The organism is Dapis brunnea BLCC-M229 (assembly GCF_050015995.1).
GTDB lineage: Bacteria > Cyanobacteriota > Cyanobacteriia > Cyanobacteriales > Microcoleaceae > Trichodesmium.
On sequence record NZ_JBNHEP010000194.1, the window covers coordinates 15,145 to 30,799 of the forward strand.

The 15,655-nt window shown below is 39.1% G+C and carries 12 protein-coding genes; 5 read left to right on the plus strand and 7 right to left on the minus strand.

Annotation, left to right across the window (positions count from 1 at the left end; genetic code table 11):
- The first annotated feature begins 38 nt into the window (after positions 1-38).
- The 3 genes from ACP6PM_RS21705 (at position 39) to ACP6PM_RS21715 (ending at position 3,083) form a co-directional block, all read left to right on the plus strand.
- Positions 39-812 carry a Uma2 family endonuclease gene (locus tag ACP6PM_RS21705; protein WP_426588298.1) on the plus strand — a complete coding sequence of 258 codons (774 nt, stop codon included), beginning with the start codon at positions 39-41 and terminating at the stop codon, positions 810-812.
- Between the two features lie 388 nt (positions 813-1,200).
- On the plus strand, positions 1,201-1,851 hold the full coding sequence (locus ACP6PM_RS21710; RefSeq protein ID WP_426588300.1) for an L-threonylcarbamoyladenylate synthase: 651 nt from the start codon (positions 1,201-1,203) through the stop codon (positions 1,849-1,851).
- Between the two features lie 287 nt (positions 1,852-2,138).
- Positions 2,139-3,083 (plus strand): DMT family transporter, encoded by a 945-nt coding sequence (locus tag ACP6PM_RS21715; RefSeq protein WP_426588302.1) that lies wholly within the window; start codon positions 2,139-2,141, stop codon positions 3,081-3,083.
- On the opposite strand, the gene ACP6PM_RS21720 is transcribed toward ACP6PM_RS21715, so the two are convergent.
- The 7 genes from ACP6PM_RS21720 to ACP6PM_RS21750 all read right to left on the minus strand — a co-directional run bounded on the left by ACP6PM_RS21720 (position 3,080) and on the right by ACP6PM_RS21750 (position 13,114).
- A complete protein-coding gene (locus ACP6PM_RS21720) occupies positions 3,080-4,240 on the minus strand; it encodes a TauD/TfdA family dioxygenase (protein WP_426588304.1) in 1,161 nt (386 codons plus the stop codon). The two genes, ACP6PM_RS21715 and ACP6PM_RS21720, sit on opposite strands and share 4 nt — an antisense overlap.
- A gap of 61 nt (positions 4,241-4,301) precedes the next feature.
- Complete coding sequence (locus tag ACP6PM_RS21725; protein WP_426588306.1) at positions 4,302-5,093, minus strand: sulfotransferase-like domain-containing protein; 792 nt, start codon at positions 5,091-5,093, stop codon at positions 4,302-4,304.
- A gap of 50 nt (positions 5,094-5,143) precedes the next feature.
- The gene (locus tag ACP6PM_RS21730) at positions 5,144-5,995 is read right to left on the minus strand and encodes an NAD(P)-dependent oxidoreductase (RefSeq protein WP_426588308.1); all 852 of its coding nucleotides are present in this window, start codon (positions 5,993-5,995) and stop codon (positions 5,144-5,146) included.
- A gap of 443 nt (positions 5,996-6,438) precedes the next feature.
- Positions 6,439-7,773, minus strand: a complete 1,335-nt coding sequence (locus ACP6PM_RS21735) for an aminotransferase class III-fold pyridoxal phosphate-dependent enzyme (protein WP_426588310.1) — start codon at positions 7,771-7,773, stop codon at positions 6,439-6,441.
- A 994-nt stretch (positions 7,774-8,767) separates the two neighbouring features.
- Positions 8,768-9,619 carry an SAM-dependent methyltransferase gene (locus ACP6PM_RS21740; protein ID WP_426588312.1) on the minus strand — a complete coding sequence of 284 codons (852 nt, stop codon included), beginning with the start codon at positions 9,617-9,619 and terminating at the stop codon, positions 8,768-8,770.
- Between the two features lie 305 nt (positions 9,620-9,924).
- Positions 9,925-11,235, minus strand: a complete 1,311-nt coding sequence (locus ACP6PM_RS21745; RefSeq protein WP_426588314.1) for a serine hydroxymethyltransferase — start codon at positions 11,233-11,235, stop codon at positions 9,925-9,927.
- Positions 11,236-12,748: 1,513 nt separating this feature from the next.
- On the minus strand, positions 12,749-13,114 hold the full coding sequence (locus ACP6PM_RS21750) for a hypothetical protein (RefSeq protein WP_426588316.1): 366 nt from the start codon (positions 13,112-13,114) through the stop codon (positions 12,749-12,751).
- 271 nt (positions 13,115-13,385) lie between these two features.
- On the opposite strand from ACP6PM_RS21750, the gene ACP6PM_RS21755 reads away from it, so the two are divergent.
- Entirely contained in the window at positions 13,386-14,888 is a 1,503-nt protein-coding gene (locus ACP6PM_RS21755; protein ID WP_426588318.1) for a CIA30 family protein, read from the plus strand.
- A 311-nt stretch (positions 14,889-15,199) separates the two neighbouring features.
- On the plus strand, positions 15,200-15,601 hold the full coding sequence (locus ACP6PM_RS21760) for a hypothetical protein (RefSeq protein WP_426588320.1): 402 nt from the start codon (positions 15,200-15,202) through the stop codon (positions 15,599-15,601).
- The last annotated feature ends 54 nt before the right edge of the window (positions 15,602-15,655 follow it).

Genomic DNA, 15,655 nt, shown 5'->3' on the forward strand with positions numbered 1-15,655 from the left:
TTATACTTAAATACAGTGGAATTAGCATAGCCAATATCATGCTCAAATCGGATTACCAAACCCAAAAGCGTCTTCCCACTATGGAAGAATTACCCTATAAAGATGGTAAACCAGTGGATAGCGAAATACAAGATTTAATTGCTCACTTATTAAAATCGATTCTGGCCTACATTTGGTCTAACCGTAACGATTGGTTTTTTGGTATTGATATGGGGTGGTATTACTCTCCCGACGAAAAAGCCATTGCCCCTGATGGTTTTTTATGTCTGGGAGTAGAACGTATCAAAGGAGAAAATCTGCGATTGAGTTACGTCACCTGGGAAGAAAACGGGGTCGTTCCTTCCTTAGCAATAGAAGTAGTATCAAAAACTCCCGGAGGAGAATATAAAGGGAAAAAAAGAAAATATGCTCAATATGGAGTATTGTATTATGTAATTTACGCTCCCCTGCGGGTACGTAAACAAAAATTGACTCTCTACCGTCTCAACAGAGAAGGAAAATATGAGTTGCAAGAAGATAACCCATTGTGGATGCAAGAAATAGGTCTAGGTATAGGTACAGAAATAGGAACTTTTCAAGGAATTACTAGGGAATGGCTGTATTGGTACGACGAACAAGGAAACCGATATCCTACTCCTGAAGAAGCTCAACAGCAAGAGCAGCAAGCACGACAGTTAGCTGAAGCTCAAAGACAGCAAGAGCAGCAAGCACGACAGTTAGCTGAACAACGTTTAGAGCAAGCCCAACAACAAGCCGAAAAATTGGTAGCACGTTTGCGGGAATTAGGCATAGATCCAGACCAATTGGATTAATACCCCTTAAATGTTGGTTGAGAAAAATACTATAGAAGCCCTAAGCGTATCTTTGTATGTGGTGCGTGCTGTTGGCATAGAAGTCAGGAGTATGGTTTAGGAGATTGCTTCCTATCGTCGCAATGACTACTTTTCATCCGGATTTGGTATTAGCTGTGTCAGTCTAGTAATATGAAAAATATTAAGTTATATCAAATCAGTTTAAATAACCTCAGTATAAATTTAGTAGTCAGTAGTCAGTAGTCAGTATAAAATACTCAACCACTTATTTCTAGGGCGTGTCAAGAATTTGAAACTCAACTTCCTAGACTATCCTCGAACCCTGTAGATGCTATTATTGTATGTGCAATTAAACCGATTTGATCTTACAAGGAACAAACAAGAAATTATGACCCAAATTCTACCAACAGATAGTGAAATGGCGATCGCTAAAGCAGTCGATTTACTTCAGCAAAAGGATGTAGTTGTATTTCCAACCGATACAATTTATGGTATAGGAGCTAGTATTGCCTCCGAATCAGGTATTAAAAAAATTTTTGAAGTCAAATCGCGATCGCCAGATAAACCCCTCATCATTTATGTAGCTGATTTTGAACAACTGCAACAAGTGACTCAAGAAATTCCTGAAAGTACCATTGAGTCACTTCGTAAAATTTGGCCTGGGGCAATGTCTGGCATCTTCCCCAAGACTGAAATTGTCCCATCATTTGTCACATCAGGTAAAGACACAGTAGCAGTCCGAATACCCAACCATCAACTTTGTTTAGAATTAGTACGTCGGGTTGGTCATCCCCTTGCTGTAACCAGTGCGAATGTTTCAGGAATGGAGACTCAAAAAACAGCCCCAGAAGTGGCGGCACAATTGGGAGAGCGAGTGCCACTTGTGCTGGATGGTGGTCCGAACCCCGAACAACAACCCTCTACCCTGGTTGATTTTACAGAGTTACCTGCTCGGTTATTGCGTGAAGGTGCATGGTCTTTTTCAAAACTATGCCAAGCTATTCCTGATTTACAACCTAGTTCAATAATTAATAATTAATAGACTTCTCCAAAAATGAAAAATTAAATCAATTATTATCCATAAATTATTAATTACTCCCCCCATTCCCGTTAAGTTTTACCTGCTTCCTCTTTTATGGAGAAGTATAATTATTACCTCTTATTAAAACGGATAGGATTGGTTAAAGGGGAATTTTTTTTCTTTTCTTGGTCAATTATATAGCGTTTAGCTAACGCGCGTTGTGCGTTAGCTAAACGACTGCTTTTTCTCCTTTAAACCCTTATTTTTCGCTAATGACAGAAAAATTACAATTGACTTCAAAACTAATGGAATTTACTTCACGGCTATCTGCTAGAAGCAACACTAAAAAAGCCTTAGCTGCCTTATTTCCTGTCCTCATCATCATGGCTGTCGTCCCTATTTTGATTAAATTAAGTGAATATGAAATTAATCCCAATACCCTAATCTTTAATCGCTTCTGGATGGCACTCCCAGTCTTGGGATGTTGGAATGGAATATCAAGACTTGAACAGAAATCGAATAACAAACCCATCCCTGTCAAACTTTTTCCTCAAGAACGAAAGTGGTTATTGCTGCTACTGTTGTCAGGAGTATTTTCTGGAGGACAACAACTCCTTTATGCTTGGTCCCTAACTCAAACTAGCGCTGCAAATTCAGAGGTTTTACATAGTATGACTCCACTATTTACAACCTTAATTGGATGGATATTCTTAAATCAACAGTTCGAGCAAAGATATCTTCTGGGAATTGCGATCGCAATCTGTGGCTCATGCGCTCTTGTTGCCAATGACTTTTCAATAACCATTGACAAATTACAAGGTGATGGACTTGCCTTAGCTTCTGCTATTTTGTGGAGTGGGTATCTACTGGTTTTAGAAAAATTACAAATTCAGTTCAGTATCAATGTAATCACAATTTTCACTTGCTTGGTGGGGACTATTTTTTTACTACCCATTCTTCTAGTTAGTGGTGATGACTTGTTTCCCCATTCGTGGCAAGTCTGGCTAATTATTGGTACTCTGGGAACTCTGGGAATTTTCACAAAAATATGTCTAACCTATAGCGTTAAATGGATATCTTCAGGATTAATAGCAACGATTTTGCTACTTCATCCTGTAATCACTGCTATTCTCGCAGGAGAAATATTTTCAGAAACTTTAAGTTTACTGAACTGGTTAGCATTTTTTGTAATCTTGCTAGGGGTGTACTTAGCAATATCCAATCAAGTTCAATTTTCCCAGAGTGATTAAAGAAAGTTGAGATTTCGATCCAGAAGCCGCCGATGGCTATGGAAATAGTCTCGTTCTACTGAACAATAGCGCAAATGGCGGCGCTGGTTTTGTATTCCAATGGCAGTGCGTCCGTGCAAGATGCGATGGTTGTCAAACATCACCAGGTCTCCAGGTTTTAGACCTTCTTTCAGGCAGTATATTGGATCGGTATAGAGCTGCATTAGCTTTCTGTATGCGATATAAAATGGCTCTATCGCCTCCTCTGGTAAGTCCAAGGGAGCGGGAAATAAATTGCTAATCCTAACTTCCTGCAAATTACCATCACTATTGAGTGAAAAAACAGGACTACTGAACCGCATATCGATGCGATCGCTATAATGTTTTTGCCAGGAAACCTCGTAACGGCACAATAGCTCGAACGCCTCCCCATCTTCATGACGTAGCACCTCTGCTATTTGGAAACCATCCACAAAAGTAGACTGACCGCTGCCATCATTATTCGCCATTAAACAGTGGAAAAAAATAATTCCTGGAGGTGCGTATTGATAAGCATCATCTGTGTGAGGTATGAGGTCAATTTGGGAGTTCGCAACACTTTTCTGGCTTTCCTCCGGATCGACAACAATCTCAAACACACGTCCGTAATTAGTTTCTAATAGAGGCCCAAATGACTGAGCGAAAGATTCCAGTTCTCCCTTCTGAGGAGGGACGTTTCGCACAAAACAAATTCCATAATCTCTCAAATGTTCTAGCAGTTGTAACCGAGTTTGATTCGCAGTTTTGACTTCTTGATAATCAATCTGCGGCAGGTTATTAACAATATTGCTATCCCAAAGAATGGGTCGATACTGACGATGCTCTCTCTCGGTCGCAGAGTAGCAGTGCTGTCGTAACCATTGAGCATTATAGATGCTTTTGTGACTATCGGGTTTCCATGTTATTTCTAGTGTGTCACTCTCCCAATGAACTGAAAGAGGTTCTATATCAAGTGGAACATCAATAATCCGAAAACGCTTTTCGCCATGTTCTGGGTTCCCACAAACAGAACAATAACAGTTATCCCGCAGCCAAAGATAGTGGAACGTACTGCGATGACCATCAGCCCAATATACGAACAGTTTTCTTTGGTCTTGTTGAACTTTGCAGATTTGATATCGTTCAGATTGATTTTCCATTGCAAAATTTTAGACTAGATTACGCTTTACTTTTTTCCGTTAACGCACTCTACTGTTGAGATTAAACAATGAGGCGATATTTAGACATTTCATCATAAAACGGCATACATTTATCAATACATGGCTCTAAAATATCTGGAATATTAATGTCTTCTTGATCTTCCTGAAAAAAGCCCGTGGAATTAATAACTTTTTCACTGAATGTCTCAAAAGTTGTATTTTCCCAAGATAGAATTTTAGTGTCTTTTGACTCCCAATTAAGCATTTTTTCGGAAAAATCAACCCCTAATTTACTGCATAAAAGTTTTAAATAATCCCGAGGATTTTTGACTAAATCCCCTGAGTCAATGACTAAAGGAATTTTTTGTGTTAAATGTTCAATTTCTTTGAATAGTTGATAATGTTCTTCCCAGCCGACACGAGATTCCCATTCTTCCCAGGCAAAACCACTAGCTGTTCTGGCTTTGTAGTAGGAAAGAACTGTTTCTCTTGGATTTCTAATTAAAAAGAAATTTTTTACTTCAGAGAGCCAGCTTCTGTCAAATTCTGGAAGCAGATGATTTGACATATGTTTTTGAAAGGAAAAAGATTTTCCCTCTGGCAAATCGCCAGTTAGTTTTTTAACGATACTTGAATAATTAGTGTCGGCATGTCTTGATAAATAGTCTGCTGCATAATCAATTTCACCCTGGTCAGTAAAAGCATTAACAAAACAGCAACCATCTAAAGGTTCATCATAGATCGTGCAATCATCGAGCTGCTCAAATGCTCGCGTTATTGCAGTAGAACGACTTCTCGGACAAGCCCACATTGCAATATGTTTCGTTTTCATTTCTGGAATTGTATGATACATACTCTGAGATAAGATTTAATTGGTGCAGTTGTGAAGTGAGTTGATTATTACTACAAATTCATCATCTGAGTAAAACTTTTATCCCCACCATAGGTCTCACAAGCTTGTTGTAAGACTTCACATAGACGCTCTGAAAATTCTAGAGAAGTATTAAAACTTTGATTGAGTTCATTAACCAAACAGGCATCCTTGTGAGCTAAGTTCAATGTAAACGCTGGACCAGGATTACCTTCTAAGATCGAAGGCAGCAATTTTTCCGCCACCCAGCTACTACCCGAACCCGCTTGAATCATATTCGTGAGTTGTTTGGGATCGATTCCTGCTTCTGTTCCCAAAGAAAGCACTTCTCCGAGAGCTTTAGTATTGATGAAGCAAAGATAATTAATCAGCAATTTGGAAAGGATCGCATGAGAAAGTGGTCCTACATAATAAATCTGAGAACCAATGGCTTCCAATATCCCTTGAATTTTGTCAAAAGTCTCTCGTTCTCCACCTACAAACATTGATAGCGTCCCAGTTTCAGCTCCCTTTGCTCCCCCAGAAACAGGAGCAGCAATGGAATCAATTTTCTGTTCCTGAGCAAGCCCTGAAATCTTTGTCATAATTTCTATTGAATTAGTTCCAGTATCAATCCAAATCGTTCCAGGACGGCCATGGGCAATTACTCCAGTATCTCCCAACATCACTGCTTCTAGCTGTTTTGGTCCTGGCAGACTGGTCATAATTACATCTGCATCATTTGCTACGTCTGAGATAGAATTGCGCCAACTTGCTCCGGCTGCTATTAAGGCTTCGGCTTTTTCCCGTTGGATGTCATATACTGAAACTTCAAATCCTTTCTTGAGCAAATTGGCAACCATACCGCTGCCCATATTACCCAGACCAATAAATCCAATTTGCATGAAAATTTTCTCCTATTTGAAATAATATATGGTATGATTAACCACTAATATCATGTGCCGTTCTTAAGAAACCTATGATTATCTATAAATAATCTGTTCTATTCTTGCTTCAACCTGGCAACGTCGGCGTTATCGACTCCACAAGCTGATACGGGCGAACTGCCGGCCATAGCTAAATTTAACGTTATTATCAAGTCTCGGTCGCAGCTAAAATTGCAGTGTTCGCAATTAAAAACCCCTCCGGGGGAGCTACGAATTGCGGATAATTACTTATAACAAAGTTTTTGTTTGTAGTATAGCTCTTAGCCCTATCTATACTTCGGGCTAAAGCCCTACTACGAACTTTAATTAATTGTCACCATTCAACCGGAATCTATACTTCGGGCTAAAGCCCTACTACGAACTTTAATTAATTATCACCATTCAACCGAACATGATATTAATTAACCTTCGTAAGCTTCATCGGCAATTTTCAAGGCATCATCAATGATGGCAAACCCTTCTTCAAGCTGTTCTTCATTGATGCAAAGTGGCGGTGACATAAACACCCAGTTCCAGCGCACAAGACCGTGCAAACCAAGCTCCCGAAGACGGGCAGCCATTTTACCCATGACCACCATTTCGTGAGGTTTGGCATTCCAGGGAGCCATCGGTTCTCGTGTTTCTCGGTTCTTGACACACTCAATTACACCATACAGTCCCAAACTACGAACATCACCCACTGACAGATGTTTTGCCTTCATTTCCTGTAACTTTTCTGCCATCCGTATCCCCATAATTCGGCTGTTTTCGACCAGATTTTCTTCTTCATAAACCTTCATGGTTGCTAAAGCTGTAGCACAACCCATGGGATTACCGCTGAATGTTAGTCCACAGCCAAAGGGGTTGGTTTCAAAATAATCGGCAATATGCTGCCGTACTATGACTGCACCCATCGGAATATACCCACAGGTGAGTCCCTTCGCCATTGCCATAATATCGGGAACCACGCCATAATGCTCAATCGCAAACATTTTCCCCGTGCGACCAAAGCCTGCTATAACTTCGTCGCAAATGAGTAAGATGCCGTGCCGATCTGCATATGTTCGTAGCGCTTGCCAGTAACCATCAGGAGGAATAATACAACCATTGAAACCGGTAATAGTTTCCATCAGGATCGCTGCCACGTTTTCCGGTCCCTCAAACTCAATGGTTTGAATTACATGATCGATGTACACTTGGGGATTTCCTTCTGGTGCATAGCCAAATGGACAACGGTAGGCATAGGGGTCGTGAACTCGAACAATTCCACTAATAGTCGGTTCGTGAGCCAAGCGTCTGGGGTCTCCTCCGGCGATCGCTGCACCCAAGGTAGCACCATGGTAACTACGATATCGAGTGACAATTTTATGTCTACCTGTATACAGTCGTGCTATTTTTATAGCATTTTCAACCGCTTCAGCACCACTCAAAGTAAAGAAAGTTTTGCTTAGATCCGCTGGTGTAATTTCTGCTAACTTAGCCGCTGTTGCAGCACGAATTTCTGTAGCAGTACCTGGATGGGCAAACGCGAGTCGATCGGCTTGGTCTTTTATGGCTGCGATGATCTTGGGGTGGCTGTGGCCAATATTCATATTGACATACTGACTGGAAAAATCCAGGTAGCGCTTGCCGTCTTTATCCCAGAAGTAAACCCCCTCAGCACGATCCATGACAATAGGGTTTTGGATATTTTTCTGAGGGACCCAGGAAAAAAAGACGCGATCGCGATGGGTTTTAACAATTTCTTCAGCGTTCATGTTCTTTATTTGAAAATATGCAATAACTTATTGAACGTTAGGATTGAATCATTAGTTAGGAAATTACCGATTTTTCGTAGGTTGGGTTACGCTAGCGTAACCCAACAAAACTGTGTTCGGTTTCACGCACGTTCAACCCAATCTACTGGACTTGAAAAGATACAACAACTTATTGAACGTCAGGATTGAATCATTAGTTCGGAAATTACCGATTTCTTGTAGGTTGGGTTAGCGCTAGCGTAATCCAACAGAACTGTGTTCGGTTTCACGCACGTTCAACCCAACCTACTGCCGTGTCAAGCCTTAAATTGTATTAGGATGGAGCAACCTAGAAGACCTCTCCCCCAACCCCTCTCCTGCGAGGAGAGGGGAGAAATTCCCCCCTCTCCTCGCAGGAGAGGGGGTTAGGGGGTTAGGTTTTTTAACTCACATTTTCAAGCTTGACACGGCACTACTAGAATGACACAGCTAATTTTGTGCAAAATTGTAGTAGACTGACACACCTTAAATGGTGCAATAAATTTTTAGGAAAAGTCTGAATTTATTAGAGATTAAGTCATTTTTCTAATGCACAGTTTTAGATGTGTCAGTCCAGTAGGGTGTGTTAGACGGCTTAAATTCATACTATGAAAGTGATTTAGCAATCGGTCGTAACGCACCATTTTAGTTGTGTCAGTCCACTACTGGACTGTTTCAGCTAAAATAGTGCATTAGGCAGTAGGGGAGTAGAGGAGAAAGATTTTTGTTGGGTTTCACGTTGTTCAACCCAACCTACATCTATTGCAACTTTGTTGGGTTTCACGTTGTTCAACCCAACCTACAAGTAGAAATCTGTGAGTCAATGAAATAATTGGTTTCAGCTTATTCCTAATTCACATTAGACATCTGGTGATAATTAAAAATAAAATCAATTATCGTACAGAAATCATTAATTATTTCCCCCTACTCCCTACTCCCTACTCCCTACTCCCTCTTTTCCGGAGAGGTCTATTACTTATGGACGGCGAAAATGAAATAAACCCCAGGTAAACAGACCTTTTTCAGCCGACTCCACCCATTGATATAAGCCATTCTTAGAAGATTCTAAAAATTCTGGGGTACATTTTTTGCTAAGTTCATCGTAATGGGCAATTACTGAATCCCTCAATTTAGTGTAATGAAGCAGCAACTGATCGGATTTGTCGATTACCTTGATGGTTTCAAAACCAAGGCTTTCGGCTTTACTGTTATAGGAATGGAAAGAACCCAAACGCTCATGAAGAATATTAACCCGTTGGAGTGAATCCTTTAACACTCCATCTGGACAATCATCTGCTTGGAGAATATCCATGAACAGTAACTGTCCACCTGGTTTGAGTACCCGATAGGCTTCTTCTAGGACTCGATCTTGCCCATCTGTGTGAAACAGGGAATCCTGAGACCAAACTATATCGAAACTGCCATCGTCAAAAGGAATTTCTTTAAAATTGCCAAACACAATCTCAATCAAATTCTCAAGACCCTGTTCACGATTACGTCGCTCATTTTCCTGATTTTGTTCCTCGCTAATATTGAGACAAGTAACGTGGCAACCATATTTTTTAGCTAAATGTCGTGCTGCTGGTCCATATCCAGCACCAAGATCGAGGACTCGACAATCCGCATTGAGATTCTCTGCTTGTTCCGCCATCCATTCAGTGGTTTTGGCCATACCTTCGGCGATGGGGCGATCGGGATCGTCCTCATACATTCCTAAATTTAAGGTGTCGCTACCAATGGCAATTTCATATAAATAACGCGCATTTTCACTATTGTAATGGACTCTGGCGCGTTCTGTGGTTTGTTCAGAGTTTGCTGTTGTGGTCATAATATGCACCTATTTTTTTAGATGTACAAAAAATTCAGAGAAAGTCCTAGATTAGAGCAAGTTTTTGACAATGGAGAAAATCTATCTACTACTAGCTTAAAACCATACTATTAAACGCTGTCCTTAATTTAGAGCGACCAGCAAATAAGCTGGAGTTCACTTATGCTGGTCTTGACTTAGCCAACGTAGTCAGTTAAGACTTAATCTGCAACCTTTGAGAGACAATTCCTAAAAATGTCTAGGATTGGCTAGGTTTTTCAAAGGTGTTCAGCTTCAAGAGATTGCCAGACTTACAACTAGGGAAGTTAACTTTGAAGTTGGTATTGAGATTCGAGGGCAAACCTTTCCTCATTTTTGTCATAAATCGAATCGATTTGGGGATAAAGCTGACATAGCCGACTAACTTCATCTTGAACCTTTGCAATAGTATTGGCTGTAGGTTCGCCACTTAGCATTTGATCGATTAGATTGGCAAGACAATACATTTCCTCCGAACCTAATCCCCGTGTTGTGGCTGCCGATGTTCCGACCCGAATACCGCTGCATACGGTGGGCTTTTGGGAATCGTAGGGAAGTAGGTTTTTATTAACAGTAATCCTAACGCTAGCTAGGCGATCTTCGGCTTCCTTACCCGTGATACCTTGCTGAGTCAGGTCTAGAAGCATCAAATGGTTATCTGTGCCTCCAGAAACCAAGCGAAATCCCTTTTCCATCAATTCCTTTGCTAATATCTGGGAATTTTCAAGGTTTTGACGCTGATAGGCAACAAAGTTGGGAGACATGGCTTCTTTGAGCATCACAGCCTTGGCCGCGATCGCATGGACGTGAACGGCTCCTTGTACCCCAGGAAAGACTGCACTGTCAATCTTACGAGCAAATTCTGGTGCGGAATGTTCCCCTAGCAAAATTATGCCACTACGGGGTCCACGCATAGTTTTCTGAGTGCTAGTAGTGACAAAATGAGCGTAGGGAACTGGAGAAGGATGTAATCCAGCTGCAACTAATCCTGAGATATGGGCAATATCAGCTAATAAGTAGGCTCCGACTTCATCAGCAATTTCCCGAAAGCGTTGGAAATCAATGGTGCGGGGATAGGAACTCGCACCTGCAATAATTAATTTGGGGCGAATCTCTTTTGCTTGGGCAAGAATCCGATCGTAGTCCAGACGCTCGGTATCTGGAGCTACTTGATAAAAATGACAGTCATAAATCTTACCTGTCATGGTAAATTTTGCACCGTGGCTCAAATGTCCCCCATGACCGAGGTCCATTCCTAATATCCGATCGCCTGGTTTGAGGACAGTAAGGTAAACTGCATGATTTGCTTGGGAACCTGTGTAGGGTTCGAGATTGGCATGAGCAGCGCCAAATAATTCTTTAGCACGAGCGATCGCTAAGTTTTCCAACGTGTCAATATTCTCACAACCGCTAAAGTAGCGACGACCTGGATATCCTTCAGCTACCTTGTTTGTGAAAATTGAGCCAGTCGCTTCTAATACAGCACGACTAACATAGTTAGCAGAAGCAGTTAATTCAATGCTATTTTTTTGACGTTCATGTTCTTGATTAAGAATTGCAAAAACATCTGGATCTGATTCAAATAAAGGGTACTGCATGAAGTAAGGTCTACAATAAGTTAGACACCTCAGATTCTACCATTAGAGACTGTTTGTAAAATAAGTATTAAGAGAACATGCGAGTGACTAAAATCTAAAAGCGGTAATACTTCAAGAGATTGAAATTTGGTAGGTAGAGAAGTATTCAGTACATATATTCCTAGATTTTTAAGCGACAAATATTTGTCTTGATTTCTTCCTCCTTATTCCCTATTCCCTATTCCCTATTCCCTGTTCCCTGTTCCCTGTTCCCTGTTCCCTGTTCCCTATCTCCTTTTTATATTTCCTTTACAAACAATCTCTTAGAGCCATGAGTTTTGAATTCTGTAATATAACTAGATATTAATTTACACAACTTTTTAGTTTGGAGTAGTACCATTTCTCAAAAACTTTTCTACATTTTCTTAAGTAGGGGATTAGGGGAGAAGTAAACATAAGAATAATTAACATTAACTGAGCTGCTAATTAGCAAAAAGGTTTAATGCGTCTGTATTAATTAATAACTGAAGTGTTATACCGTTTCACTGAATTGAGAATTGAGAATTCCATATTTGATAGGCTAAAAACTTTGACAAGACAATAGTTTCAGGCAATTATTTGAAATTTAAAGTTGGAAACTATTTGTGGCATCCTTAAAGTGAATTGGTATTACATACTAGACATTGCAAACTTATGAAAATAACTATTACTAGCTAAGGGTTTCAGGTATATCAAGGTTATAAACTCTCCATTCCGAACTGTAGGTGCTTTCAACAATTAATAATTAATAATTATTGAAAAGAAGAAGATTGACTCAAAGGAAAATTTTTCTTTATTATCCCCTTAAAAGAAGAGGCTTTAAACCACAATTTTTCGGTAAGGCTTTTCCATTAATACTTTCAGTTTTGAAAACAAATATTTTTTTAGAATAACTTTGTATTCTCCAGTAAATAACAGTAAATAATTAGGCGTTGGTGAATCAAGCTATGAAACCTAAATTTTGCCAAATATAAAATGCTCAATGTTAATAGTTAGGCAATTAGAGACTGTTTGTAAAGGAAATATAAAAAGGATATAGGGAACAGGGAACAGGGAACAGGGAATAGGGAATAGGTATGGAGGGAGGAAGAAATCAAGACAACTATTTGTAAGTTAAAAATCTGGGAATATATGTACCTTTAAACCTCTGGTATCTAGGAAATTTCAATCTCTTGAAGTACTACCGCTTTTAGATTTTAGTCATTATTTGCTCTGTTAAGACTTATTTTACAAACAGTCTCTTAGCATTAATGTAAAATTAATACATAATCATAGCCAAAATCACCAACGCCAATAATTAATATGTAGTCTGGCGGTAAACCGCAACCACCAGCAGGAAATTATCGTTGCTATGAAACAAGTTAATTCCACTATTATCTTCTCCATTTCCAAGCTAAGAAAAGTTTATAATTGACAAAATAATTGATAATTCCTAATTCTTTGGGTTTCAAGCAAGCCCCTACTCATTGTAATTAATTGCCAATTACGAATTGCTTTAACCTAGATCGTTTTCTTTTGAAAAAAACTCAGCAATTACTTCAATCTTTCCAATTATATTGCTATTGAATTCTTCTAGTTCCTCAGCCGGAACCCAAAGTTCTTTATATATAGAACCACCTACAGTTTGAACTGGATATTTTTTAATAAACTCAGAATTTACAGCAAAGCGAGTAACAAAACCAGAACCACTGGCTTTAACATTCCAGTCTCTGGCTATTTGCGTCGCATATTCTTCATTAAGAACGGGATAAAAAATCGGCTGTTCTGGAAGTCTGGGGGGAAATTTCCGCCACAGGGATTTTTTAATTAAAGCTAATTCTTTCGGTCCAATAGGTCTATAAAGAATAGTCTTTTCTCTCATATAATTTCTTGTTTCCTCCACTTAATTCCTTTGATAAAAATCTCTCGTCTAAATAATACTTTTTTTCTCCTTTTATTGGTTTTCTTTGAGGAGTAGAGATTTTTCTGGCGACAGTTGTTTCGTTTAAGAAGTAGTGTCAGTCTAGTAGGATGTATTAATAAAAATGTAACGCACCACTCCTATCATAAAGGCCAAAAGTTATCAAGGCCATTCGGCAAAATTTATTAACATATCTTAATATATATTAAAGAAAAGTTTAGATTTTAAGGATATGGCCGTGACTGATAACCAAAAATCTCAATGGAAAGCCAGTAGACTGTTTCAGACCCTAGCCTATTTTGGGGTTATTCCCTTTATCGGTAGTTTTAAATGGTTACAAAAATTATTTGGAGAAAAGACACCGAAACCAACAAACACTTCAGAAGTTGTTTTAGTAGTTGGTGCTAATGGTGGAGTTGGTAAGCGAGTTGTACCTAGACTCCAGAAGCGGGGTTATCAAGTTCGATCGCTGGTTCGAGATGCCAAAAAAGCTCAAAAAGTTCTCGGTAAGAATGTTGAAATAGTAACTGCCGACATTACTAAACCTGAAACCCTCACCCCTGAGATATTCAAAGATGTTAGCAAAATCATCTGTTGTACAGGTACGCGAGTACAACCTGTAGAGGGAGATAACCCAAACCAGGAAAAATATTATCAAGGCATCAAATTTTTCATGCCAGAAGTTGTTGAAGACCCCCAACTCGTCGAATACGAAGGCATGAAAAATCTAGTAGCAGCAGCAAAACCACAACTACAACCAAGCAACAAAAAAATTCTGTTTGACTTCACAAACGCCACTCAAGACCTCAAACAAATCTGGGGTGCATTAGATGATGTTGTGATGGGTGGAGTCAGCGAAAGTTCGATCCGTCTCACAGACAGCGGTGCTGTTTTCTCCGGTAATGTCTCGACTGCCAACTCCGGCGGTTTTGTCTCTGTGCGTACCCGCAACTTCGACCCCCCAATGAATTTATTGGGATCTACTGGTATCGAACTCCGGGTCAAAGGAGATGGCAAACGTTATAAATTTTTCCTGCGCTGCGAAGACAAATGGGATGGGGTTGGTTATAGCTATTCTTTTGACACCGTTTACAATATCTGGACAACTATTCGCATTCCATTTAAAGATTTAACTCCAGTATTTCGTGCCAAAGTTGTTGAAAATGCTCAACCATTTAATCCGAGTCAAATTTATTCTTACCAATTAATGTTGAGTAAATTTGAATATAACCGAGAACTTAATCCTAAATTTGCACCAGGATTTTTTCAGTTAGAAGTTGAGTCTATTAAAACTTATGGTAGTGACGAATTACCTAAATTTGTTCTGGTTAGTTCGGCGGGTGTAACTCGTCCGGGGCGACCTGGTTTAAACTTAGATGAACAACCTCCAGCAGTGAAGTTTAATGACCAATTAAAAGGTTTATTAAACTGGAAATTAAAAGGAGAAGAAGTTATTCGTTCCAGTGGTATTCCTTACACAGTAATTCGACCTTGTGGGATGACTGAACAACCAGGGGGTCAAGCATTAATATTCGACCAAGGCGATAATATTAAAGGTATTGTTAGTCGGGATGATATTGCTGAACTTTGTGTCAAAGTTTTAGAAGAAAATAAGACTTGCAATACAACTTTTGAGGCAAAAGGAGATAAGGAAAATCAAGCAACTGCGGAAAATTGGCAGAAGTTATTTAATAGTTTAGAACCTGATAGTAAAAAGTTGCCTTTAACAGTTTAAATAGCTTTAAGCATTCAGCTATCAAATGTAGGTTGGTTTGATGGAGGAAACCCAACAAAAATAGTCTCACTCAAGTAGGGTGCGTTAATGAAAATGTAACGCACCACTTCTATAGTTAAAGTTCTTTTAGTTATCAGTTGTAATTAAAGTTCGTAGTAGGGCTTCAGCCCGAACTATAGATAGGGCTAAAGCCCTACTACAAGCAACAACTTTTTTATCGCTGATTATCAGGACATAATTTTATCAGTAAATAGGAAACTACTGTATATGATAAAATCTTAAATAATAGATAGATTAAGGAGAATAAAATAATGTCTAAAGGTTTTGGTGTATCTGATTCTGGTTCTAAGAAAAAGAAAAGTAAGTCAGGTAAATTTTTTTCAGAATTACCAGTAGTAAAAGAACTATTTGTAGTTATTAATTTGCCGAAAAATTTGGAAATAATTCCTCTGGATATAGAAATATCTTTTGATGAAATTGCATTATATAGCATGGTTAAGATTAAACCACACTTTATTGATGTAAAACCATTTTACCCGCAAGTACAATTCCTTTCTAAATTTGTTGAAACCAATTCTATATCCTGGTCATCTTTTATTTCTGATGCAGGTAAATTTGACGATCAATTTAAAACATTGCTTTTAGCTAAATATTTAACAATTCAAACTAAAAAGGTAAGGATTCAGGTGAGAGCGATCGCACTCTGGGTTTAATGAAGGGAAATACCAGAAATATTCCCTCCCTCGACAAAAAAACAAACTTAGGAT

Coding starts and splice junctions, on each gene's coding strand:
- ACP6PM_RS21710 (WP_426588300.1), top strand. CDS start 1,201: ATGACCCAAATTCTACCAACAGATAGTGAAATGGCGATCGCTAAAGCA.
- ACP6PM_RS21720 (WP_426588304.1), bottom strand. CDS start 4,240: ATGGAAAATCAATCTGAACGATATCAAATCTGCAAAGTTCAACAAGAC.
- ACP6PM_RS21750 (WP_426588316.1), bottom strand. CDS start 13,114: ATGAGAGAAAAGACTATTCTTTATAGACCTATTGGACCGAAAGAATTA.
- ACP6PM_RS21740 (WP_426588312.1), bottom strand. CDS start 9,619: ATGACCACAACAGCAAACTCTGAACAAACCACAGAACGCGCCAGAGTC.
- ACP6PM_RS21755 (WP_426588318.1), top strand. CDS start 13,386: ATGGCCGTGACTGATAACCAAAAATCTCAATGGAAAGCCAGTAGACTG.
- ACP6PM_RS21745 (WP_426588314.1), bottom strand. CDS start 11,235: ATGCAGTACCCTTTATTTGAATCAGATCCAGATGTTTTTGCAATTCTT.
- ACP6PM_RS21730 (WP_426588308.1), bottom strand. CDS start 5,995: ATGCAAATTGGATTTATTGGTCTGGGTAATATGGGCAGCGGTATGGTT.
- ACP6PM_RS21725 (WP_426588306.1), bottom strand. CDS start 5,093: ATGTATCATACAATTCCAGAAATGAAAACGAAACATATTGCAATGTGG.
- ACP6PM_RS21760 (WP_426588320.1), top strand. CDS start 15,200: ATGTCTAAAGGTTTTGGTGTATCTGATTCTGGTTCTAAGAAAAAGAAA.
- ACP6PM_RS21715 (WP_426588302.1), top strand. CDS start 2,139: ATGGAATTTACTTCACGGCTATCTGCTAGAAGCAACACTAAAAAAGCC.
- ACP6PM_RS21735 (WP_426588310.1), bottom strand. CDS start 7,773: ATGAACGCTGAAGAAATTGTTAAAACCCATCGCGATCGCGTCTTTTTT.
- ACP6PM_RS21705 (WP_426588298.1), top strand. CDS start 39: ATGCTCAAATCGGATTACCAAACCCAAAAGCGTCTTCCCACTATGGAA.